At 50.3% G+C, this 21,809-nt stretch carries 16 protein-coding genes; 9 read left to right on the plus strand and 7 right to left on the minus strand.

Translation table 11 applies throughout. From position 1 onward, the window contains the following. Positions 1-24: 24 nt before the first annotated feature. Entirely contained in the window at positions 25-675 is a 651-nt protein-coding gene (locus QZ310_RS07350) for a 50S ribosomal protein L25/general stress protein Ctc (RefSeq protein WP_297071860.1), read from the minus strand. Positions 676-1,047: 372 nt separating this feature from the next. Between QZ310_RS07350 and QZ310_RS07355 the strand changes: the two genes are divergently transcribed. Continuing rightward, positions 1,048-1,503, plus strand: a complete 456-nt coding sequence (locus QZ310_RS07355; protein WP_297071861.1) for a hypothetical protein — start codon at positions 1,048-1,050, stop codon at positions 1,501-1,503. Positions 1,504-1,646: 143 nt separating this feature from the next. On the opposite strand, the gene QZ310_RS07360 is transcribed toward QZ310_RS07355, so the two are convergent. The 3 genes from QZ310_RS07360 to QZ310_RS07370 all read right to left on the minus strand — a co-directional run bounded on the left by QZ310_RS07360 (position 1,647) and on the right by QZ310_RS07370 (position 8,016). Further along, positions 1,647-2,945, minus strand: coding sequence for a histidine-type phosphatase (locus QZ310_RS07360; RefSeq protein ID WP_297071862.1), 1,299 nt, complete (start codon positions 2,943-2,945; stop codon positions 1,647-1,649). Between the two features lie 271 nt (positions 2,946-3,216). Beyond that, entirely contained in the window at positions 3,217-5,259 is a 2,043-nt protein-coding gene (locus QZ310_RS07365) for a choice-of-anchor J domain-containing protein (RefSeq protein WP_297071863.1), read from the minus strand. Positions 5,260-5,295: 36 nt separating this feature from the next. Then, positions 5,296-8,016, minus strand: coding sequence for a carboxypeptidase-like regulatory domain-containing protein (locus tag QZ310_RS07370; RefSeq protein ID WP_297071864.1), 2,721 nt, complete (start codon positions 8,014-8,016; stop codon positions 5,296-5,298). Positions 8,017-8,367: 351 nt separating this feature from the next. Between QZ310_RS07370 and QZ310_RS07375 the strand changes: the two genes are divergently transcribed. The 5 genes from QZ310_RS07375 (at position 8,368) to rsgA (ending at position 12,896) form a co-directional block, all read left to right on the plus strand. Further along, the gene (locus tag QZ310_RS07375) at positions 8,368-8,703 is read left to right on the plus strand and encodes a MerR family transcriptional regulator (protein ID WP_297071865.1); all 336 of its coding nucleotides are present in this window, start codon (positions 8,368-8,370) and stop codon (positions 8,701-8,703) included. A 3-nt stretch (positions 8,704-8,706) separates the two neighbouring features. After that, complete coding sequence (gene mltG / locus QZ310_RS07380) at positions 8,707-9,780, plus strand: endolytic transglycosylase MltG (protein ID WP_297071866.1); 1,074 nt, start codon at positions 8,707-8,709, stop codon at positions 9,778-9,780. A gap of 360 nt (positions 9,781-10,140) precedes the next feature. Further along, the gene (locus QZ310_RS07385) at positions 10,141-10,980 is read left to right on the plus strand and encodes a helix-turn-helix domain-containing protein (protein WP_297071867.1); all 840 of its coding nucleotides are present in this window, start codon (positions 10,141-10,143) and stop codon (positions 10,978-10,980) included. A gap of 90 nt (positions 10,981-11,070) precedes the next feature. After that, positions 11,071-11,937 (plus strand): tetratricopeptide repeat protein, encoded by an 867-nt coding sequence (locus tag QZ310_RS07390; protein ID WP_297071868.1) that lies wholly within the window; start codon positions 11,071-11,073, stop codon positions 11,935-11,937. An 11-nt stretch (positions 11,938-11,948) separates the two neighbouring features. Continuing rightward, positions 11,949-12,896, plus strand: coding sequence for a ribosome small subunit-dependent GTPase A (gene rsgA / locus QZ310_RS07395; protein ID WP_297071869.1), 948 nt, complete (start codon positions 11,949-11,951; stop codon positions 12,894-12,896). A 134-nt stretch (positions 12,897-13,030) separates the two neighbouring features. Here the strand turns inward: rsgA and QZ310_RS07400 are convergent, their stop codons facing one another. From QZ310_RS07400 to pta, 3 genes are all read right to left on the minus strand, one after another. Then, on the minus strand, positions 13,031-13,927 hold the full coding sequence (locus QZ310_RS07400) for a diaminopimelate dehydrogenase (protein ID WP_297071870.1): 897 nt from the start codon (positions 13,925-13,927) through the stop codon (positions 13,031-13,033). Between the two features lie 152 nt (positions 13,928-14,079). After that, a complete protein-coding gene (locus QZ310_RS07405) occupies positions 14,080-15,282 on the minus strand; it encodes an acetate kinase (RefSeq protein ID WP_297071871.1) in 1,203 nt (400 codons plus the stop codon). Between the two features lie 39 nt (positions 15,283-15,321). Continuing rightward, complete coding sequence (gene pta / locus QZ310_RS07410) at positions 15,322-16,335, minus strand: phosphate acetyltransferase (RefSeq protein ID WP_297071872.1); 1,014 nt, start codon at positions 16,333-16,335, stop codon at positions 15,322-15,324. A gap of 197 nt (positions 16,336-16,532) precedes the next feature. Between pta and QZ310_RS07415 the strand changes: the two genes are divergently transcribed. From QZ310_RS07415 to typA, 3 genes are all read left to right on the plus strand, one after another. Beyond that, positions 16,533-18,506 carry an OmpA family protein gene (locus QZ310_RS07415; RefSeq protein ID WP_297071873.1) on the plus strand — a complete coding sequence of 658 codons (1,974 nt, stop codon included), beginning with the start codon at positions 16,533-16,535 and terminating at the stop codon, positions 18,504-18,506. A gap of 79 nt (positions 18,507-18,585) precedes the next feature. Next, positions 18,586-19,398, plus strand: coding sequence for a KilA-N domain-containing protein (locus QZ310_RS07420; RefSeq protein WP_297071874.1), 813 nt, complete (start codon positions 18,586-18,588; stop codon positions 19,396-19,398). 137 nt (positions 19,399-19,535) lie between these two features. After that, the gene (typA, locus tag QZ310_RS07425) at positions 19,536-21,335 is read left to right on the plus strand and encodes a translational GTPase TypA (protein WP_297071875.1); all 1,800 of its coding nucleotides are present in this window, start codon (positions 19,536-19,538) and stop codon (positions 21,333-21,335) included. Positions 21,336-21,809: the final 474 nt, after the last annotated feature.

The following is a 21,809-nucleotide window of genomic DNA, read 5'->3' on the forward strand; positions in this document are numbered from 1 at the left end:
TAAGAATTCGACTAAGCGCTAAGCTTAGTTGCCGGCGTTGGCCTGAGCACCACGGGCTGCACGAGTGAGCTGCACAGCGCAGACAACGGCATTCTTGGCGTTCATGAGTTCAAGACCATCGAAGTGGAGTTCACCAATCTGGAGGGTCTTGCCGAGACCGAGATGGTCAACGTTGATGACAACGCGCTCGGGAATTTCGGTATAGATAGCCTTAACACGGATTTTCTTCATAGAGAGGGTGAGCTTACCACCGGCCTTAACACCTTCGGCGTGGCCTTCGAGCTTAACGGGAACCTCGATAGCAACGGGCTTCTTGTCGTTGACTTCGAGAAGGTCGATATGGAGGATCTGATCCTTCACGGGGTGGAACTGGATGTCCTTGAGGACAGCCATGCGGGTCTCACCATTGACAGTAAGTTCGATAGCGTAAATATCGGGAGTGTAAACCAGCTTGCGGACAGCGTCCTGAGTCACTGCGAGATCGGTAGTGATGAGGCCCTTGCCATTGCCGATTTCAACTACTTTTTCACCGGGTTTGAGTTCCTTGTCGTAAGGAAGAGTGATAACGTCACCGCCATTGAGGACAACGGGGATTTTGTTTTCTTTGCGGAGGGCCTGAGCAGCCTTCTTGCCGAGGTCAGTACGGGGCTCGGCGGTCAGTTGAAATGTCTTCATTTCTGATTGGATTTTTTAAATTGTGTTACTCAAAATTAAGTTGTAATTTGATTGCTCCTTAATTTCCCATCACACGGGATGCTAAAAAGCGACTGCAAAGTTACGAAAATTTCCTGCTCCACAACCATCCGCTTCACAAACTTTAACTAAAAATCGCAACTGCACATAATAAAATACTCCACCCTATTGCTTAACTTTGCGTCGGACAATATTTTAACCCACCCTTATCACTCCGAATTGTCAGCCAACCATTTCTCATTGATGGATTGACCTCAGACATCAGCCGGGAGGCCATAAAACCTCTCCGCGCAATGCCCACGCAAATAATCCTCACAAACTAAAATCAACCCAAAGCCATCACTCCCCAAAATCATGAAACGCCCGATTATCCTCACATTAACTCTCCTTATCGCCCTCATCCTCCCGTCTTCCTGTCAAGACGACGACATGTTTGACGACCGTGGCGACATATTCATGAACCTGACATCAGTGACATGGTTCACCGAAACCAGCGGCCGTCTCCCCGACCGCCGTGAATTCTACGCCTGCGACTACTGGGACTTTTTCGGTGACGGAACCGGAGTGTGGGAATCATATTATGAAGAAGAAGGCTTCCCGCCACGAGAGCTGCGCTGCTACTTCGACTGGGACTTCACTCCCGAGGACTATTCAATCATCAGCCTCTACCTCCCCGGCGTGGGAGAAGAATACTGGATGATCGACCGCCTCACGCCCACCATCTTCTCAGCCTACGTCTCCCAATTCGACCCCAACTACACCCCCGACCCACCCCACGACTACCAAATCCTCTACGCTCTCCAAGACTGACCATCTATCAGAGAACATAATTATTGCTCCACGATTAAAAATCAAAAACAAGACTATTGACTGAAATAAATGAGCATACAAACCCGGTGTATGCTCATTTATTTCAGTCAACTAATTTTCATATATTCATCCATGTGAATACATCAGGGAATGGATTCGTAGGCGCGGAGGGTTTGTTCGAAGCGGTCGGCGAGGTCCGACATTTTGTAGAGGCCGTCGGAGTTTTTGTTCATGCCTTTTAGGGATAGGGAATAGACCTGCGGGGGATTGTTGAGGTCGAGCAGCTCCATGTCGCGCAACTGGTCAACCGTCTGATAGACGAGGTTGAGGTCGGCATATTCCTCTCCGTCGGGACCGACAAATTTCTCAATCACGAGTTTCGACCCGATTGGAGTTTTCTTCTCTATCGCGTCAGGCAGTTCATATTCCTCGACACCGAGCGCGGTCGCAACACTCGAAAGATTGCTGTCATGACCGACAAGGAAGGTGAATTTGCGGTCCGGTGAACGGAGTTCGTCATACATATATTGGATAAGAGGATGCGAAACGTTGACCGCTACTATCGGGGCTGTGAACAATACGTCCTGATAGACATCCTTGACATGCGCCAGGCGTTCCCAATCCTTACGGGTGAGATTGTGGCCGAATGCTGCTTTCAGCGTGTCCGGTTCCTCGTAATATTGAAGGATGAAGGCATCGCTTGCCGAATTCAGTTCCTTCAATGCCGAACCGGCCTTCATCGACGGCTCCGCCCACTTTTCAAGCACGATTTCAGTGTTGTAGTTGTCAAGGGCCTTAAGTTTCGGGTCGTTCGATTTGGCCATAGGTGAATCTTTCACGTCAAGCACCTCCGTCATGAGGGCATAGTCGGGAGCAATGGCCTCGTTTATTCCGACGATTCCCTTTTCACCGCCCATTGCGTTTATCTGTCTCATTGCCTCTGCCACAAATTCAGGGCTGACTTTGGTCAGTTGCGGATTGAACAGCGGATCCATCTTGCTCGGTGTGTAGCGGTGATTGACCTTGACACCTCCGACAGGCATGAAGCCTGACGAAAAATATTGCGCGGTGGCTATGCAACGCTGCATGGAGTTGGCAATCACGTTGAGGTCATCGGCCGTCGGGACGTAGTTTTCGGGAAACATTCCGGCATCAACGAGCCATTTGCGGAAATACTGTCCCATCATTGTTTCGAGTGCACCGCCACGCGATGTAAGCTCGCTTTTCCCGGCACTCCAGTCGGTCCATTTATGCGGTGTCATGCGCCCAAGGTCGCTCTTACTGTCGGAAAGCGGCGAACGGATGTTGTGACGGCTGAGGACCACCACTTCCTTAAGCTGATACTTGTCTTTGAATTCTTTGCTTCTCTGGGCTTGCGCCTCGACCATACCGGGAACGCTCAGCAGCATCAATGCGATGACTGACGGAAACAGACATTTCATAATGGATAGATTTTGTTGGTGGAAAGTGTGGCGGAATTTATTCCGCACCAAGCTTCGTCAGACTCCGCCACACCTCCGGATTGTAGGTAAGAAGATAATGTAATAAGTATTAAAGAATGGCGATGTGTTGTCACCGTCACATAAAATCAACACCATCGGGAGCAACAAGGTTCGACAAAAACACACAAAAGCCCCACACATCACTGAAATCAGTCGATGTGCGGGGCAATAGTGAATCAATTTGTGAACAGACGTTCACATATCAATCTTTTTACCAGTCGGCATCCTGTCCGTCCTCAACCCATGTACTGCTCTTGTACTTGAACTGACCGGGACCTGAAACAACGTAGACAATGGTTGTTTCAACGGCAGCTCCGTCATAGGCAGTGAAGTTGATGGTATATGTAACTTCCATTCCCTCAACGGGAGCAGCATCGGGATAAAGGATTCCGAGTGCGCCGGGCATACTTTCGGTTGAGAAACGCTTCTTGATGAGAAGCATGATTTCGTCATCCGACATTCCGTCATAACCGTCATATCCTTCAGGAGCATTGTTCTTGGCGGTTGTCGCGCGGACATCGACATTGCCATAATATGCTGATGCTCCCGAGTAGAACTCAGCATTGTTGCGATAGTCAATGAAGGGAGGACCGGGACGCTCACCATTGGCGGGAGTTGCATCAGGATAGAGTTTCTTAGTCACATTGTCAAACACCCAGTTTACACATGCCATGTAATAAGTATAGCTGGGGTCAGTATTGCGGGCGTAGGGCAAAGTAACAACAACAGAGGGATTGTAAGCCCAGTTTCCGTTCTGCTTGGTGAACTGATCAGTGGTAGCTCCGGTGTTTTGAGCCCATTCGCCGTTCGCCTTGAAGAACTCGGTTGCACGGAAATCGGTGGTAGTACCGTCATAGTACTTGTAAACTACGATTTCAGCTGCATCATCGGCTGCATAGGGGAACTTCTGAGCAAGGTAGACAGGAAGAAGCTCCTGGGGAAGAATTCCGCTTAGATTGCCGTATGACTGTCCCATTGCAGTGTAGTCGGCAGGCTGAAGCACTACCATTGCAGATGAAGGCACAACCCATTCGCTGCCGTTAAACAAATAAAGTGCATTGAGCTGAGTAGTGGGTACCTGAGCGGCAGGTGCACGGTGCACGGGAGATTTTGAAGGTTTGGGACCCACAACAACGCGGACATTCTTCAACTCCCATGTTCCTGCTTTTGTAGCAGTACTTTTATAGCAAAATCCAATTTGGACTGACTTGCCATTATAAGCGGACAAGTCAATGTCGCCGGATGAAAACCATGGATTCCATCCCATTGAAGTAGGCATATTAGCGAGATTCAATTTAACCCACTGTCCACCTTCTTCACGGATATTCACTGTCGCCTCTTCGGCAGCAACATCAAGAGAGCTGAAGAAATTCCATACCTGATCAAATGTCAGGACAGCATTTGTAGTAGCTCCAAGTTTGATGACAGGTGAAATAAGCCACGATTCCGTATCATAATTTACTTTTGAAATGTAACCGGTAGCTTTCATATAATGATAGGATGCATCATGTGACCATACAGCTTTCACTCCTTCAGGAAGAACAGTATTCTCAATAGTAAATCCCTCCATATCGTCAGCAAAAGTCTGATCAAGATAGATACCGTCAGCAGGCTCATCCGAATCATCTCCACCAACATTTCCAAACACAGGGTTTGTAGAAGCCTCGTTGTATGTAACCACAGCATAGTTGCCGCTCACGGCATCAGGCAATGCGGATTTCAGAATCTCAGGAAGATTTGCATCAGCAGGACATACAGGAGCGAAACCACTGATGAAATCTTCTTCACTGCCCCAGGCGATTTGATAATCAGCCTCTTTCAACCGATACGACAATACATTGCCAGCCTTATTGATAGCCTTGACCTCCTCGGGCTGATTGGTCGAGAGGTTGTAGGTCACCTTAACCGATGAACCGTTGTTCATCGAGAAATAAGGGAAGGATGAATTGGCTAAAAGCGCGGGAAGATACAGACGTGCGTCGGCCTCTGATGCAAAAGCTCCGTTGGTGCCGATTGCAGCGAGAGCAGCGACAGCTTCCTCTCCGGCTGCCTGAGCAAGCGATTTGTTTGTTGAATTTGATGCGATGGTCGCATAGTCGGCAGCAGTCAGCGTGTAGTTGACGGTCTCGACTTTCGAGTATGACGGCGGAACTTCGAAGCCGTCAAGCTTGTCGTTCCACTCGTTTTCGTCGCAGCCTGACAGCACAAGAGCGAACCCTGCTGCCAATAATGTATATTTAAATGAAATATTCATATCTGAAATTAACTTGATAACTGTGACTGTTGATAATTAAAATTTCACTTTCAGACGCAGAGCGTAAGTGCGGCCGAACGAATAGAACACACGGAATGCATTGTCCCAAGCACCATCCTTACCGGAAGCTGTGTAGGCATCCATGACATAGTTGTAGTCAAAGAGGTTGTAGACGTTGCCGAAGAGAGTTGCATCAAGTCCGCCGATATTGAAGTTGTAGCTTGCTGAAAGGTCAAACTGATTGCCCCAGGGAATTCTCCAGGGAGATGCGACATTGATGACAGCACCGGGAGCGTAGTCGCTCGAAGAAATCGAGTAATCGCTATAGTTGCGTGCATTGAAAGTCCAGTCGAGGCCGACACGCCATCCCTTGAGGGGCTTGACATTCAGACCGAGATAGCCGGTTGTCTGGGCAGAACCACCGACCTTACGACCCTTCTGGTTGAGGGTTGCGTATGCATGGTCAGCAGCATAGATACCCGATGCGATAGCACCATCCTTGGTGTTCTGGATAGGCTGACCGTAGGCATTGTAGAAATAGCCCTTGGTGTTGCTGTCCCAGATCCAGTCGCCGACAGAGAGCATACCGTTGACGTCAAGCCAACGGAAAGGCTTATAGACGAAGTTCAATTCGACACCCATGTGGCGGGCATCCACGCCTTCCATGTTGAAGAAGTACTTCGTACCGTCGGAAAGTTCGCTCGAACGTGTGGCAGTCTTGTCCATCCATTTTGTGTAGTAACCGTTGACAGTAGCGGTGAAGATGGGAGAATGATACTCATAGCCAACTTCGATTGAGCCGACCTTCTCGTTAACGGCGTTGGGGTTTGTTGCATTTGATGTTGCAGCCTGAAGGAAAGCACCGCCTGAGAAGAAAGGTGCACGGGTGATATAACCGCCATTGAAATAGATGTTGTTGTGACGGTCAATGTTGTAGTTCGCACCACCCTTGATTGTTCCGGCCATGAAGCTGACGCGCTCTGATTTCTCATGCTGCTTGTCATAGTAGAGGAAGTCCTTACGCCAATAAGTGGTATTCGAAACAGAACCGGCAAGGACGGTGGTCAGCTTATTGTCAAACATCGAATATTCGAGCTGAGCGAAAGCGCCTTCCTGAGCGGTGTAACCGTTGTAGTTACGGTAAACCACGTCACCGACACCAAGTTTCTGGTATTTCCAGTTGGGATCTGCAGCAGCCGCATTGTTGGCTGCGAGGACACCCTTACGGGTGCTGTCGTCCATATAGTACTCACCGCTGTAGAGGTCAACGATGGTATTCTTGTGATAACCGATGTAGTAACGCATATCGATACCGGCAGTAAGATTGAGATTCTTGAGAAGCTCGTTCTTGTAGGTAGACACAAGACCATACCAGTTGTGGCTGTTGCCGGACTTGGCCATAATCATGTTAGAACCGGTTGTCGAGGCGATATTCATCTCCTGAATGGCAGCATAGTCAAACGTACCGTCGGCACGGCGGAAAAGAGTATTCAGATTACCGTTGCTTGAACCGTACCAGCTTGAATATGAAAGGGAGTTGCCGTTGTAGGTACCACGGCCCTGACCGCTGTAACCATAACCGGAAGCGATGCTGACATAGACAGCGGATGAGAGTGATGACTTCTCATTGATTTGCCAGATATGATTGAGCGAAATCTGAGGTTTGTGGTAAACATTTTTGTTCGATGAACGCACCTGACCGTCCATATCATAACCGAAGGTCGGATTGTACTTATACATGCTTTCACCGTCCATATAGTTCTTCACGCCCTGCCATCCTTCGATAGTCAGACCGTCCTGCGAAGAACGCTTATAGTGGGTCTGGGGTGAACCGAAAGCGGTCAATGAGAGCTGATGCTTGTCGTTGATACGTTTTGAGATGTTAAGGAAGTAGGTGTATGCATTGAAGTTGGTACCCTGCACATAACCGTCGCCCCATTTACGCGCACCGAGCAAAGTCACAGCCCAACCGTTCTTTGTAACACCTGTCGAAACAGAGAAACCGATGTGGTTGAGACCGTCATTACCCATTCCATAGAAGACGTTACCGCCTCTCTTCACGTCAAGAGACTTGGTTGTGATATTGATGGTACCTCCGACAGAGGGAACCGACACGATTGCTGCACCAAGACCACGCTGAGTCTGCATTGAAGCTGTCACATCGGAGAGGCCGGCCCAGTTTGACCAATAGATACCACCCCACTCCATATCGTTGACGGGAATACCGTTGATAAGGGCAGCAACGTTTTCGCTCTTGAATCCGCGCATGTTGATTTTGGCATCGCCGTAGCCACCGCCATCCTTGGTTGCCCAGACACCGGGGGTTGTCTTGAGGACTTCAGGAAATTCCTGATTTCCAAGTTTCGTTTCAATAGTGGCTGCATCAACAGTCGCAATAGCCACCGGGGTGCGGCGGGTGCGGGCGATTGACTGGGTCACGACCACGTCCTGAAGCATCTGTGATTCGACTTCCATCGAAACTTCGCCGAGGTTTGAAGCGGCTTTGAGGTTGAGAGGTTTGTAGCCGATGTAGTTGACATGGATTTCCTTCCCCTTGGGGACATTCAGAGAAAAACGCCCGTCGACATCGGTTGTTGCCACGATTTTAGTGCCGGGGACCGTGATGGTGGCACCGATAATCGGTTCGCCATCTTCACCGACCAACACACCGCTGCACTTGATGTCATCCGGGGCAGCCATAGCTGACATACACGTCAGCACGACGGCTGCTGCTAAGAGAATGAGTCTCCTAATCATAGAACTTGATTGATTAGATTGTGAATAATTGATTGGATAGTTTATTTAACAATAATTGATTTTTCTGTTTATAAATAGTTGAATATCAGCAGACGGCATTGCCGTCTGCATGAGCACGGTTCAAGGTTAATCAATCATACCGGACAGTAAAGAACAGCCATCAAGGCCTTTTCTTCCCGGCTACGCTTTGAAACTTTTTACAAATGTACCGATTATTTGGGAATTAATGTTAAAGAATCTTGTTAAATATTTACTTTGCAACCAAAAATTCATCTGAAAGGCCCCGCGGAAGCCACTCCATTTTGCATTTCTCGGTTTTTATCACTAAGTTTGCCGACAGATTTTTCACAGATGGACAGCACAAGCAAACGATATTATAAAATCAGCGAGGTCTCGGAAATGGTGGGGCTTCCGATGTCGACACTGCGGTATTGGGAATCATATTTTCCCGCCATACATCCGCAGAGAAACGACCGTGGCACCCGCTTCTACACCCCGCGCGACGTCGAGACCATCCGCATGGTTGCATATATGGTGAACGACAAGGGAATGAAGCTTGAAGCTGTCCGCGAAGAGCTGAAACGCAACCGCGACGGTGTGACAAAGAAGTTCGAGACTGTCGAACGTCTCAAGAAAGTAAGAAACCGCCTGCAGGAAATGCTTGACTCGCTCCACAAACTGCGCTGACAAATGGCAAAGAAACAATCATCAAATTCCGGAAACAAAAAGAAGAAACAACAGTCGTGGATCTATCGTCACTCGCTTGGCATACTGATAGCGGTGATAGCTGTTTTCGTAAGTGTATTGTCGGTACTCGCATTCGCGTTCATCCCCTACTCCGGCAATGACGGTGAAAGCGAGTGGATCTATATTCCCAAAGAGATTTCACAGACAGCCGTGAGGGACTCGATGAAATCAAGCCTCGGCTCGTCGATGGGAACCCGCGTCTATCTCCTCTGGAAACTCATGGGCGGAAGCGCCGACAAATCGCAGGGTGCCTACAAGGTTTCGCCCGGACAGAGCGCACTCAACATCAGCCGCAGGGTGGCACACGGACGGCAGACTCCGGTGGATGTGCGCTTCAACGGGACACGCACAATGGAACAGCTCTCGCAGCGCATAGCCTCGCAACTCCAATGCACCCCGCAGGAATTTCTTGAAGCTTGCGAGGAGGTACTGCCCGACAGTGGTTTCTCACGCCCCAACTATCCCGCAGCCTTTATTCCCGACAGCTATGAGTTCTACTGGAGCGCATCGCCGCGCAATATAGTGCGTCGTCTGCTCGACTACCGCAACAGGTTCTGGAACAAGGAGCGACGCGAGAAGGCCGCCGCTCTCGGACTGCGCCCCACCGAAGTGGCCACCCTCGCTTCAATTGTCGAGGAGGAAACCGCCAAGGCTGACGAGAAGCCCAAAGTGGCACGCCTCTATCTCAACCGCATCAACAAAGGGATAAAATTGCAGGCCGACCCGACTGTCAAGTTTGCCACAGGCGATTTCACATTGCGCCGCATCACCGGCAAGCATCTCGCAACAGAGTCGCCTTACAACACCTATAAGGTCAACGGCCTCCCCCCCGGCCCTATCCGCGTCCCGGCAGGAGCTACAATAGATGCAGTGCTCAACGCTCCGAAGCATGATTATATATATATATGTGCGAAGGAGGATTTCTCAGGCTACCACAATTTCGCTTCGGACTACGCTACCCATCTGGCCAACGCCCGACGCTATCAGGCCGAGCTCAACCGCCGTGGAATAAAATAGGAGCTGCATCAAATCAACACAAAAGATACAAAAGAGATACAAGAGATACAAAAGCACAAAAGAGCATAAGAGACAAAAGAATTATTTTTTCTATAAAATTGAGAGTTACCTTCATATTCTTGGCAGGCTAAGTGGCGGAGCCAGTAACTTTATTATAAAATCCTTTTGTTTCTTCTGCTCTTTTGTGCTTTTGTATCTCTTGTGTCACAGTCCCCATGTCCAAGAATCGGCAAAATAGAACACTTTTTCGGGCATGATACGACATTTTTCAAAAAAAATACCTACCTTTGTTGCAAATATAAGCCCTAATCATACAAATCTCATCGCCTTTAGCTTAAAAGCATGTCTAATAAGCCAACTATGCAATCCGAGCCCTCCGGACAACCGATGATAAGCGTATTCAATTCGCTTTCAGAGATTCCGTCTGTAAGTTTCCCTTCACGCCTTGACAGAATGCTTTTAGCAGTGTGTAAACGTGGAGAGATTTCAGCCATCATCGACGTAGCACCCCGCAAGATGGGACCGAATTCAATCATGGTTCTCCGTCCGGGCCATATCATCAGCCAATGCAAATCGAGCCCTGACTTCGAAGGATTTTTCATTGTGGTGCGTGAAGAAAAAATCAACGACATACTCCCGTCGCTCCACTATGTGATTCCCTACAGCCTCCACTACAACGCGAACCCAATCATAGACATCACTCCGGAGGAACTGGAGACACAGACATTGATCTATGAAATGCTCCAGCGTCAGATCCATTCTGCTGACAGGCTTTTCAACAACATGGCGCTCAACTCGCTTTGCGAAGTGCTGTTCTACAACACTCTCGGCATCTATGCTTCGCGCGTGAACGAGGCGAAACACCACTCCCGCCGCGAAGAACTCCTCTCACAGTTCATCGACCTTATCGAGACACATTTCAAGACACAAAGGGCCGTGAACTTCTATGCCGACAAGCTTTTCGTCACGCCCAAACATCTTTCAGCCGTTCTTAAGGAGATGAGCGGAAAGACCGCGGGAGAATGGATTGACCATCGGGTGATACTCGAAGCAAAACTCCTGCTGAGGACAACCGGAATGAACATTCAGGAAATCAGCCTGGCATTGAATTTCTCCAACCAATCGTTTTTCGGAAAATATTTCAAACATCTGACCGGACTTTCGCCGAGGGATTACAGAAACAAGATTTCAGAAGCCTAAGGACAGCATCTTGTCGTCAGCTTCATCACAGCCACGGCCACCGGCACAGTCAATCAAGCTCTAACCACATCACCATACTCTCCCGAACCAATGTCAATCACAAGAATCATCACCGCCTCCCTTATTACTTTCCTCGGCATCTGCATGTCGGCAAATATTTCTGCGCAAACTACGGAGGAAGACAGCGCCTACATGCAAAAAGTCGATGAGGCCGACAAAGCCTGCGCTGAAGGCAAATGGCGCGAGGCCGAAAGCGCACTTCTCGACGCCTTGCGCTCCGAACCGGCCAATCCCTCGAACGTGTTGCTGCTCTCCAATCTCGGAATCATCCGCTACAATATGGGGCAGGATTCGCTTGCGATCGCGACCCTGACCGATGCCCACATAATGGCACCGTCGTCAGTGACGATCCTTTCCAACCGTGCGCGCGTGCTTGCAGCAAACGGATATGACACCGACGCTTATCTCGACTATGACCAAATCCTCCGGCTCGATTCAATGGAGATTTCGGCTCGTCTGCCCCACTGCCTGTTCGCTCTGCGCCGTCACGACTTCAAGACTGCCAAGGCGGACTTCGAGTTCATGCAGCGCAACTTCCCGAAGGAAATAGAGACAGAGATAGCCGGTGCGACCGTCCTCAGCGGTACAGGTGACTTTGCCGGTGCTATCCCGTACTACAGCCGCGTGCTCATCGAAAGGAAGGATGCGGAGTATTACAGCGGACGCGCTTATTGCTACCTTCTGACCGGAGCATTGCAGGAAGCGTCGGACGACATCAACACCGCGCTGAGCCTTACGCCGGATGACGGTGAACTTTACCTCTACCGTGCCGCGTTAAATAAGATGCGCTACCGTCCGGCAGATTCCGAAGCCGATGCAAGAAAGGCTGTGGAATTAGGCGTGGATAAGGCTCGCGCATCAAAATTTCTAAGCAAACCATTTCCTGAAAAGAAATAGAACCGAAAGTCATGACAGGAACCGTAATCAAAAATACAGGGAGCAGCTATGCAGTCCGCACCGACGAAGGGGCAATTGTAAACTGCAAGATAAAAGGCAATTTCCGGTTGAAGGGAATCCGCACCACCAATCCGGTGGCTGTGGGTGACCGCGTCACCATCAACGGCGACCGCGACGAAAACAACTATATCACTGCAATCGAGCCTCGCCGTAACTATATCATCCGCAAGGCGACCAACCTCTCGAAACAGGGCCACATCCTTGCGGCAAATCTCGATCAGGTCTGCCTTGTGGTGACGCTCTTCCATCCAATCACGTCGACCACTTTCATCGACCGTTTTCTCGCCACAGCCGAGGCATATCGCGTCCCGGCCATATTGGTCATAAACAAGATTGACCTGATTGAGGACGACGAGGAGGCGATGGAGTATCTCAATGCTGTCGCTTACCTGTATGAATCCATCGGCTACCCGGTTGTGAAACTGTCGGCGAAGACCGGCGAGGGAATCGAGGCACTGCGCGAGAAACTTGCAGGAAAGACCACCCTCTTCTCCGGCAATTCCGGTGTTGGCAAGTCGACCCTCATCAATGACCTCATTCCTGGACTGCATCTTGCAACAGGTGAAATATCCGATACGCATGATACGGGAATGCACACGACCACTTTCTCGGAAATGTTTGAAATTCCTGGAATCGAGCCGAGCAGCTATATCATCGACACCCCCGGAGTGAAGGGTTTCGGCACCCTTGAGTTTGACAAGCACGAGGTCAGCCATTTCTTTCCTGAAATCTTCCGCATCGGCGCCGATTGCCGTTACGGAGACTGCACACACACCCACGAACCCGGCTGCGCTGTACGCGAAGCCCTCCTCGACCATCGCATAGCCGAATCCCGCTATTCATCCTATCTCTCAATCCTCGAAGATTCGGAAGAAGATAAATACCGTAAAGGATATTAACTAACCGAAATATCGTAATAAACAAATTAGAATATCTAAACATCATCCCTTCAAGAAGTTGGCATGACAATATGAACGATTGCCATACCAACTTCTTGAAGGGATGATGTTTAGATATTCTATCTGCGACAGGTTTAGACGAGATGGCGGACGAGGTTTTCGCGGTCGCCGGGGAGGAGGTCGATGACGGGGATTTCAATCATCGTGTAGGCTCCGGGGGCGAGACGCATGGAGGCGCGTGCGACACCGACAAGGAGCTGTGCGGTGAGCGCGGGGTTGTTGATGGACATGTTGAATTCGAAACGCTGGTTCTGGGTCTTGCCGGAAACGCCTTTGCGAACCATGTGGACACCGTGGCCCATATCCTTGACATCATCAACGCTCTCAACTGCCATTACATGGGTCTCGTCGGAAGCGAAATAGGGGTCTTCCTTGACAGCCTTTGCCACTTCTTCAAGAGTTGCTCCGGGTTCGAGTTCAACGTAGACCATACGGCGGTGCATACCGTCGCCCTTGGGCATAGTCATCGAAAGCGCATTCTTCACGCCTGCTTTTGACTTGACGCAAACGGTGTGGCCCATGCTCATACCGGGACCGAAGTTGGTATATGTAAGGCCTTTGGGAGCAGCCACTTCCATGAGTGTACGCACGATTGAGTCACTTCCGGGATCCCAACCTGCGGAAATCACCGCTACACGACCTGCCTTGCGGGCAGCTTCGCCGAGTGAACGACGGAGATCGACGATTGAAGTGTGGATGTCGAAACTGTCGACTGTATTGATGCCCATGGCAAGATATTCAAGGGCATATTTCTCTACCTCACGGGTGGGAGTGGCAAGGATAGCTACGTCGACATGACCGAGTTCCTTGATGTCGGTCACCACCTTATAGGCAGCAAGCTCAGCAGGGATTTCAGACACGTTGCGGCGCACTACGCCTGCAATCTCAAAATCGGGGGCGGCCTCAAGGGCCTCGACGGTGAAACGGCCAATGTTGCCATAGCCTACCACCGCAGCTCTAATCTTTGTCATATTTGCATTATTAAAATTAGGGAATTTATGGTTTAATTGCTTTCGTGAGTATTATAACAATCACAAGCGGAATAAACCACATACTCATATTGTTAAAAACATCAAAGTGCCGGAATGAAGTCTTATACATTCCGGCACTTTGAATAGAAGTTTTATTTCTTTGAAACGATTGCCTCGGTATCGCGGGCGATCATCAGCTCCTCGTCTGTCGGGATGACAACTACCTTCACTTTCGATGCAGGAGTTGAAATCACAGCTTCTTTTCCACGGACACCTGCATTGACTTCCTTGTCAATCTCGACACCCATGAATGCGAGAGGTGCGCAGACGGTCTCGCGGAGTGAAACCTGATTCTCACCTACACCACCGGTGAAGACGATGATGTCGACACCGCCCATCTCTGCAGCGTATGCACCGATATATTTCATAATGCGCTGCTCATACATGTCAAGGCCGAGTTTAGCACGCTCGTCGCCGGCGTTGACAGCAGCCTCGATCTCACGCATGTCGCTTGAGATGCTGGTGGTTCCGAGCATACCGCTCTCCTTGTTGATGATCTTCTGGAGGTCAGTTGCGGAAAGATTATGCTTGAGCATGATATATACGAGTGCACCGGGATCGACATCACCCACGCGGGTACCCATCATGAGACCTTCTGTCGGGGTAAGACCCATCGAAGTGTCGACGCTCTTGCCACCTTCAACGGCTGTGATTGATCCGCCGTTGCCGACATGGCAAGTGATTATCTTCTGGTCTTTGATGTCCACACCGAGGAACTCGCAAACACGCTGCGAAACGTAGCGGTGGCTGGTTCCGTGGAAGCCATAACGACGGACGCCGTCCTCCTCATAGAACTTGTAGGGAAGCGCATAGAGATAGGACTTTGCGGGCATGGTCTGATGGAAAGCTGTGTCGAAGACAGCAACCTGAGGAGTGGAGGGCATGAGAGTTGTGATGGCATCAATACCTGTCATGTTGGCAGGATTGTGGAGGGGAGCGATGTCATAGCACTGCTTGATCATATCCTTAACCTCATCGTTGATGAGCACGCTTTCGCTGAACTTCTCAGCACCGTGGACCACGCGGTGACCGACGGCGTCGATCTCCTCATAGCTCTTGATGCAACCCTCAACGGGGTCGGTGAGGATGTTGAGAATAGCCTGAACAGCGCCATTGTGGTCAACGAGGCCAAGTTCGAGGATGGCCTTCGAACCGTCGTTCTTCTTATATTTAAGGAAACCGTCGGCAAGACCGATTTTCTCGACACCACCTTCAGCGAGTACAGCATCAGTAGCTGTGTCGATGAGTTTATATTTCACAGAGCTGCTACCGCAGTTCAATACTAATATTTTCATTTTTGATTGATTATTCCGTGTTGTGTTGGATATTGTTAATTATTCACCCTTAAGACCGATTGCCTGGTTGCAAGTGATGATGATGGTCTTGTAGATGTCCTCGGGGAAGCAACCGCGAGAAAGGTCATTGACAGGAGCGGCGAGACCCTGAAGGACGGGACCTACAGCCTCTACGCCACCGAGACGCTGAACGAGCTTGTAGGCGATGTTGCCAACTTCAAGCGAGGGGAATACAAGGACATTTGCACGGCCTGAGAGCGGGCTGTTGGGAGCCTTGCTGTTTGCCACGCTGGGAACGAGAGCGGCATCGGCCTGAAGCTCACCGTCGAGCACGAGGTCGGGATCAAGCTCATGGGCAAGGCGTGTAGCCTCGATGACCTTGTCGACACGTTCGCTCTTGGCGCTACCCTTGGTAGAGAAGCTGAGGATGGCAACACGGGGTTCGATACCGGCGATGTCACGGGCAGTCTTACCGGCAGAAACGGCAATCTGAGCAAGCTGAGCAGCATCAGGCTCGGGAACAACGGCGCAGTCTGCAAAGATGAGCAGGCCATTGGTTCCGAAGTTCATGCCTTCGGGGAGAACCATAACGAATGCACCGGAAACCACATCGATGCCGGGCATTGTCTTGATAATCTGGAAAGCGGCACGGAGCACATTGCCTGTGGTGTTGAGCGCACCTGCAACCTGACCGTCAGCATCACCGGCCTTCACCATGAGGCAGCCGAGATAGAGAGGATTGGCCGAAGTCATGCGGGCCTCTTCCATAGTGATGCCCTTCTTCTTGCGAAGTTCGAAATAGAGGGGAGCATATTTGTCGATGACTGACTCGTCGGCAGGGTTGACGATAGTAGCCTTGTCGATATTTTCGAGTTTCAGATCCTTGGCCATAGCCATGATGTCGGCAGGATCACCGATAAGGATGATGTCGGCGATGCCGTCCTTGATAATACGATCTGCAGCTGTGAGCGTACGGGGTTCGTTTCCTTCGGGGAGGACGATGCGCTGGCGATTTGATTTTGCCTTCGCGGTAAGTTTTTCAAAAAGACCCATAATTAAACGGTATATTGATTTAAATTAAAGATTTGACAATTATAATCTGCACTCGCGCTTGTCTTTAATCTTCGGTTCAAGGCTCAACGGAGGGGTGCGCAATAACTATGCAAAGATACAATCATTTCCCCTCTTTTCCAAAATAAAATATTCGCAAGTTTTTATCGTTTACTTTATATAATTCCAAATCAGGTCAAATGACACGTCGAAATCACCTTATTATTTATATATGTTCGCTCCTCTGCGTTTCAATTCTCGCCTCCTGTTCGGGAGCGAAGATGAGTGTGGCGGACGAGCAACTTGCGCGCGGCGAATATTTCGACGCACAGAAAACCTACCGTAAAATCTACAATAAGCTCAACCCTCGTGAGCAGCGCCAACTCCGTGGAGAAGTGGCGGCGAAGATGGCTGAATGTTACACCAAACTCGGACAGGATGCCCGCGCCGCAGCAGCCTATCAGAACGCTCTGCGCTACGGTTATCCCGACTCCACGCTTCTCCTACAGCTCGCAAAAGCGCAACACGGACAGGGGAATTACGCGCAAGCCATCAACAGCTACGAGGAGTATCTCGCAAAATGGCCGGATGACGAATATGCCCGTCAAGGGCTGTCGGGTGCGCGCAAAGGTGCCGAGCTTAAAAAGAACAAGACACGCCATGTGGTGAAAAACGCCAAACTGTTCAATTCCCGGCGTTCGGATTTCGCTCCGATGTTCAACGGCGACATACTCTACTTCACAACTACCAACGAGAAGGTAAACGGCACGAAACGGAGCGAAATCACCGGCATGAAGCGCAGCGACGTATGGATGGCTCGCAAAAACGAACGCGGAGAATGGCAACGACCGGAAGCGGTCGAAGGGGAGCTGAACACGGAATGGGACGAAGGAATAGTGTCGTTCTCGCCGGACGGTTCGACAATGTATCTGACACGTTCAACACGCACTCCCGACAAGGACACAGGCGTTGACATCTACACGTCGACACGTTCGGATGCCAAATGGAGCGCCCCCGTCAAACTGGAAATCACCAACGACACAATCTCAAGCTACGGACACCCGGCAGTAAGCCCCTCGGGCGAATACCTCTATTTCACCTCCGATATGCCGGGACAGGGAGGCAAGGATATATGGCGCATCAATCTGCGCGAACGTGCCGGAAGCCTTGAAAATCTCGGCGAGGCAATCAATACTCCCGGAGATGAAGTGTTCCCCTATATGCTGACAGACTCAATAATGTATTTCTCTTCCGACGGCCATCCCGGCCTCGGAGGACTTGATATGTTCAAAGCCACACTGCAACCGTCGGGCGGATGGCTCGTGGAAAATCTCGGCAGTCCGATGAACTCCGAGGGTGACGATTTCGGAATCACATTCGCTACACCCGGAAAGGAAGCAGGATACTTCAGTTCAAACCGTGGCGACGGACGTGGCTACGACCATCTCTATTCCTTCGAACTTCCTGACCTTAAAATCCTGATTTCAGGCTGGGTGCTTGACAAAGATGAGGAACCGGTGGCCAATGCCATCATACGAATCGTAGGCAACGACGGTTCCAACCAGAAAGCCGTTGCGCGCAACGACGGTTCCTTCTCTTTCCCGCTGCAACGCGGCGTGAGCTACGTCATGCTTGCCGGAGCCAAAGGTTATCTTAACGCAAAGCAGGAATTCACGGCCGACAATGCGGAGGAGGATGCCGAATATGGCATAGACTTCATCCTGGCATCCGTAACCAAGCCCAATATCGTCGACAACATCTTCTATGATTTCGACAAAGCGACGCTCCGTCCGGAATCGAAAGAGGCACTCGACGGCGTGGTGCAGATGCTGCGCGACAATCCCAATATCACTATCGAGATGGCCTCGCATACCGACCGCAAAGGTTCCGACGAATATAATATCGCGCTTTCCGAGCGAAGGGCAAAAAGTGTAGTCGACTATCTAATAGGTGCTGGCATACCCGCCGACCGCCTGCAATATCAAGGATATGGCGAATCGCGCCCGATGACCATCACCAAGCGCCTTGCCCGCGAATTTCCTCAGTTTGAGGAGGGCCAGACACTTGACGAAGCATTCATTCTTACTCTCTCGCCCGAGGAACAGGAAGTGGCCGACCAAATCAATCGCCGCACAGAATTCCAGGTCCTTTCGGTGGACTACCAGATGTATTAAGCACGTTTCCCCCCATCCCTACCCTCCGGATGCTATCAATTCTATTTATTACAATATTCAATTCATCATCTCTTCTCTTATGGCAAAAATCATCGTAAAGGAGACAACCGTTAGAACCATAACCAGAAATGGTATGGACTACATTTGCATAACTGACATAGCACGTCAGAAAAACAGCACTGAGCCCAAGGACGTTGTCAAGAACTGGCTGCGTGTCAAAAACACGCTTGAATATCTTGGACTATGGGAAAGTTTGAACAACCCGGATTTTAAAGGGGTCGAATTCGACCCCATTTTAAAAGAAGCAGGTTCAAATGCGTTCACCATGAGTCCTACACGATGGATTGAATTGACAAACGCAATTGGCCTAATCAACAAATTAGGCCGTGATGGCGGGACTTTTGCACAGAAGGACATCGCCTTCAAATTCGCAAGCTGGGTGTCGGTCGAATTCGAGCTATACCTTGTCAAAGAATTCCAGCGACTCAAAACAGAGGAGCAACGACTGCTCGGATGGTCGGCAAAACGCGAACTTTCAAAAATCAACTACCACATCCACACCGATGCCATCAAACGGAATCTCATCCCGGTAGAAATCACCCAGAAGCAAGCAGTCGGCATATATGCCAACGAAGCCGACGTGCTCAACATGGCCATGTTCGGAATGACTGCGAAACAATGGCGCGAAGCAAATCCGGAACTGAAGGGAAACATCCGCGACTACGCGACAATCAACGAATTGATATGCCTGTCGAACATGGAAAGCCTCAATGCCGTTTTCCTCGAACAAGGTCTGTCCCAGCAGGAGCGTCTGATAAAGCTCAACAAGATAGCCATCCATCAGATGACCGTGCTTGAAAACGAGTCCGGCAACCGCAAGATGCTCAAATAGCCAAGAAAGCAGACATCATATCGCATCTCCAACCTACCATCGGTCGAATTAAGCGGTGTCGACATCGAATTTTCGAGTGCAATGGGCTATGGTTTGCGAAAATAGTTGTAACTTTGCAGCCGAAAAATTTTTGGACAATGCAGAAGATTAGAAATATTGCCATCATCGCCCACGTCGACCATGGCAAAACAACCCTCGTAGACAAAATGCTCCTGGCCGGAAAACTCTTCCGCGACAACCAGTCGACCGGCGAGCTCATCCTTGACAACAATGACCTTGAGCGTGAACGAGGCATTACAATCCTCTCGAAAAACGTTTCCATCAACTATAACGGCTACAAGATCAACATCATCGACACTCCGGGACACGCCGACTTCGGCGGTGAAGTGGAGCGTGTGCTCAACATGGCCGACGGTTGCCTCCTCCTTGTCGATGCCTTCGAAGGCCCGATGCCACAGACCCGTTTCGTGCTCCAGAAAGCCATCCAGATGGGCCTGAAACCCGTTGTCGTCATCAACAAGGTCGACAAACCCAACTGCCGTCCCGACGAAGTTCAGGAGATGGTGTTTGACCTCATGTGCAACCTCGATGCGACAGAGGATCAGCTTGACTTCCCCACCATCTACGGTTCGGCAAAACAGGGCTGGATGAGCACCGACTACACCAAGCCTACCGACAACATCACCGCTGTCCTCGACGCAATCATCGAATACATTCCCGAACCGCAAGTTCTCGAAGGCGACGCTCAGATGCTCATCACATCACTGGACTTCAGCAGCTACGTCGGACGAATCGCGATTGGTCGCGTTCACCGTGGCGAACTCCGCGAAGGCATGGACATTGCTCTCTGCAAGAAGGACGGAACGACAGTTCGTCAGCGCATCAAGGAACTCCACACATTCGAAGGCATGGGCCGTAAGAAAGTGGAATCGGTGAAGAGTGGCGACATCTGCGCCCTTGTCGGCATCGAAGGATTTGAAATCGGTGACACTGTGGCCGACATCAACAATCCCGAGCCCCTCCCCCGCATAGCCATTGACGAACCCACAATGTCAATGACCTTCACCATCAACGACAGTCCCTTCTTCGGCAAAGACGGTAAATTCGTCACTTCACGCCATATCCACGACCGTCTCACCAAGGAACTTGACCGCAACCTTGCCCTCCGCGTCAAGAAAGCCGACCATGAGGACACATGGACTGTATTCGGTCGCGGTGTGCTTCACCTCTCGGTTCTCATCGAGACCATGCGCCGCGAAGGTTTCGAGCTCCAGGTCGGCCAGCCTCAGGTAATCATCAAGGAAATCGACGGACAGAAGTGTGAACCGGTCGAGATGCTCACCATCAACGTACCCGAGGACTACTCCTCAAAAATCATCGATATGGTGACCCGCCGCAAAGGCGAAATGGTATCGATGATGACTCAGAACGACCGCCTGCACATCGAATTCCTCATCCCCTCCCGAGGCATCATCGGTCTGCGCAACAACGTCCTGACAGCTTCTGCCGGCGAGGCTATCATGGCTCACCGTTTCCATGAATACCAGCCTTGGAAGGGCGACATCGAACGCCGTACCAACGGTTCGCTCATCGCAATGGAAGGCGGTACAGCCTACGCATACGCAATCGACAAGCTTCAGGACCGTGGCCGTTTCTTCATCTTCCCGCAGGAGGAGGTCTATGCCGGACAGGTAGTGGGTGAAAACGCCAAGGACAACGACATCGTCGTCAATGTGACCAAATCCAAGAAGCTCACCAACATGCGCGCCAGCGGTGCCGACGACAAAGCCCGCATCATCCCTCCCGTTGTATTCTCGCTTGAAGAGGCACTCGAATACATCAAGGAAGATGAATATGTCGAAGTGACACCCCACCACCTCCGTCTGCGCAAAATCATCCTCGACGAAATCGAACGCAAACGCGCAAACAAGGCATAAGAGACCCAGCGATCAGACCTTGATCGCATGAATATGCGCCGGATTCCTTCCGAATAGCGCGCATCAATGTGTCCGCAGCATAAAATATCGGGAAACAGACGGTCCACGCGACCGCTACTCACCGATGATGCTGCGGACACATTGTATCTTACGCCCAGCAGCCAGGCCACTCTGTAACGGAAACTAAAAATTCCGTCTTTAACAAACCTACGGATTAATGATTCGGGGATTAAATTGGAATTACGCATATAGAAAAAGGATTAATTTTGTTTTTATGTCACAAAATTAATCCCATATAAGCACCAAAAGGTGCGATTTTGCAAACTAAATCTTCAATTTATTGGATTAAAGGCGAAATACGCGTATACAAGCGGACTAATCAAGCACCAGCAAGCTGCGAAGTCCAAATGATGATTCCATCACCAGCTTAAATAAAAATAACAAACGGGTAGTTATATAGCGGCAGCTAACCGA

It is taken from the genome of uncultured Duncaniella sp. (assembly GCF_910577345.1).
In the GTDB taxonomy this organism is placed as follows: domain Bacteria; phylum Bacteroidota; class Bacteroidia; order Bacteroidales; family Muribaculaceae; genus Duncaniella.

Coding starts and splice junctions, on each gene's coding strand:
- typA (WP_297071875.1), top strand. CDS start 19,536: ATGCAGAAGATTAGAAATATTGCCATCATCGCCCACGTCGACCATGGC.
- pta (WP_297071872.1), bottom strand. CDS start 16,335: ATGGGTCTTTTTGAAAAACTTACCGCGAAGGCAAAATCAAATCGCCAG.
- QZ310_RS07420 (WP_297071874.1), top strand. CDS start 18,586: ATGGCAAAAATCATCGTAAAGGAGACAACCGTTAGAACCATAACCAGA.
- QZ310_RS07385 (WP_297071867.1), top strand. CDS start 10,141: ATGCAATCCGAGCCCTCCGGACAACCGATGATAAGCGTATTCAATTCG.
- QZ310_RS07415 (WP_297071873.1), top strand. CDS start 16,533: ATGACACGTCGAAATCACCTTATTATTTATATATGTTCGCTCCTCTGC.
- QZ310_RS07405 (WP_297071871.1), bottom strand. CDS start 15,282: ATGAAAATATTAGTATTGAACTGCGGTAGCAGCTCTGTGAAATATAAA.
- QZ310_RS07400 (WP_297071870.1), bottom strand. CDS start 13,927: ATGACAAAGATTAGAGCTGCGGTGGTAGGCTATGGCAACATTGGCCGT.
- QZ310_RS07360 (WP_297071862.1), bottom strand. CDS start 2,945: ATGAAATGTCTGTTTCCGTCAGTCATCGCATTGATGCTGCTGAGCGTT.
- QZ310_RS07350 (WP_297071860.1), bottom strand. CDS start 675: ATGAAGACATTTCAACTGACCGCCGAGCCCCGTACTGACCTCGGCAAG.
- QZ310_RS07355 (WP_297071861.1), top strand. CDS start 1,048: ATGAAACGCCCGATTATCCTCACATTAACTCTCCTTATCGCCCTCATC.
- QZ310_RS07370 (WP_297071864.1), bottom strand. CDS start 8,016: ATGATTAGGAGACTCATTCTCTTAGCAGCAGCCGTCGTGCTGACGTGT.
- QZ310_RS07390 (WP_297071868.1), top strand. CDS start 11,071: ATGTCAATCACAAGAATCATCACCGCCTCCCTTATTACTTTCCTCGGC.
- rsgA (WP_297071869.1), top strand. CDS start 11,949: ATGACAGGAACCGTAATCAAAAATACAGGGAGCAGCTATGCAGTCCGC.
- mltG (WP_297071866.1), top strand. CDS start 8,707: ATGGCAAAGAAACAATCATCAAATTCCGGAAACAAAAAGAAGAAACAA.
- QZ310_RS07375 (WP_297071865.1), top strand. CDS start 8,368: ATGGACAGCACAAGCAAACGATATTATAAAATCAGCGAGGTCTCGGAA.
- QZ310_RS07365 (WP_297071863.1), bottom strand. CDS start 5,259: ATGAATATTTCATTTAAATATACATTATTGGCAGCAGGGTTCGCTCTT.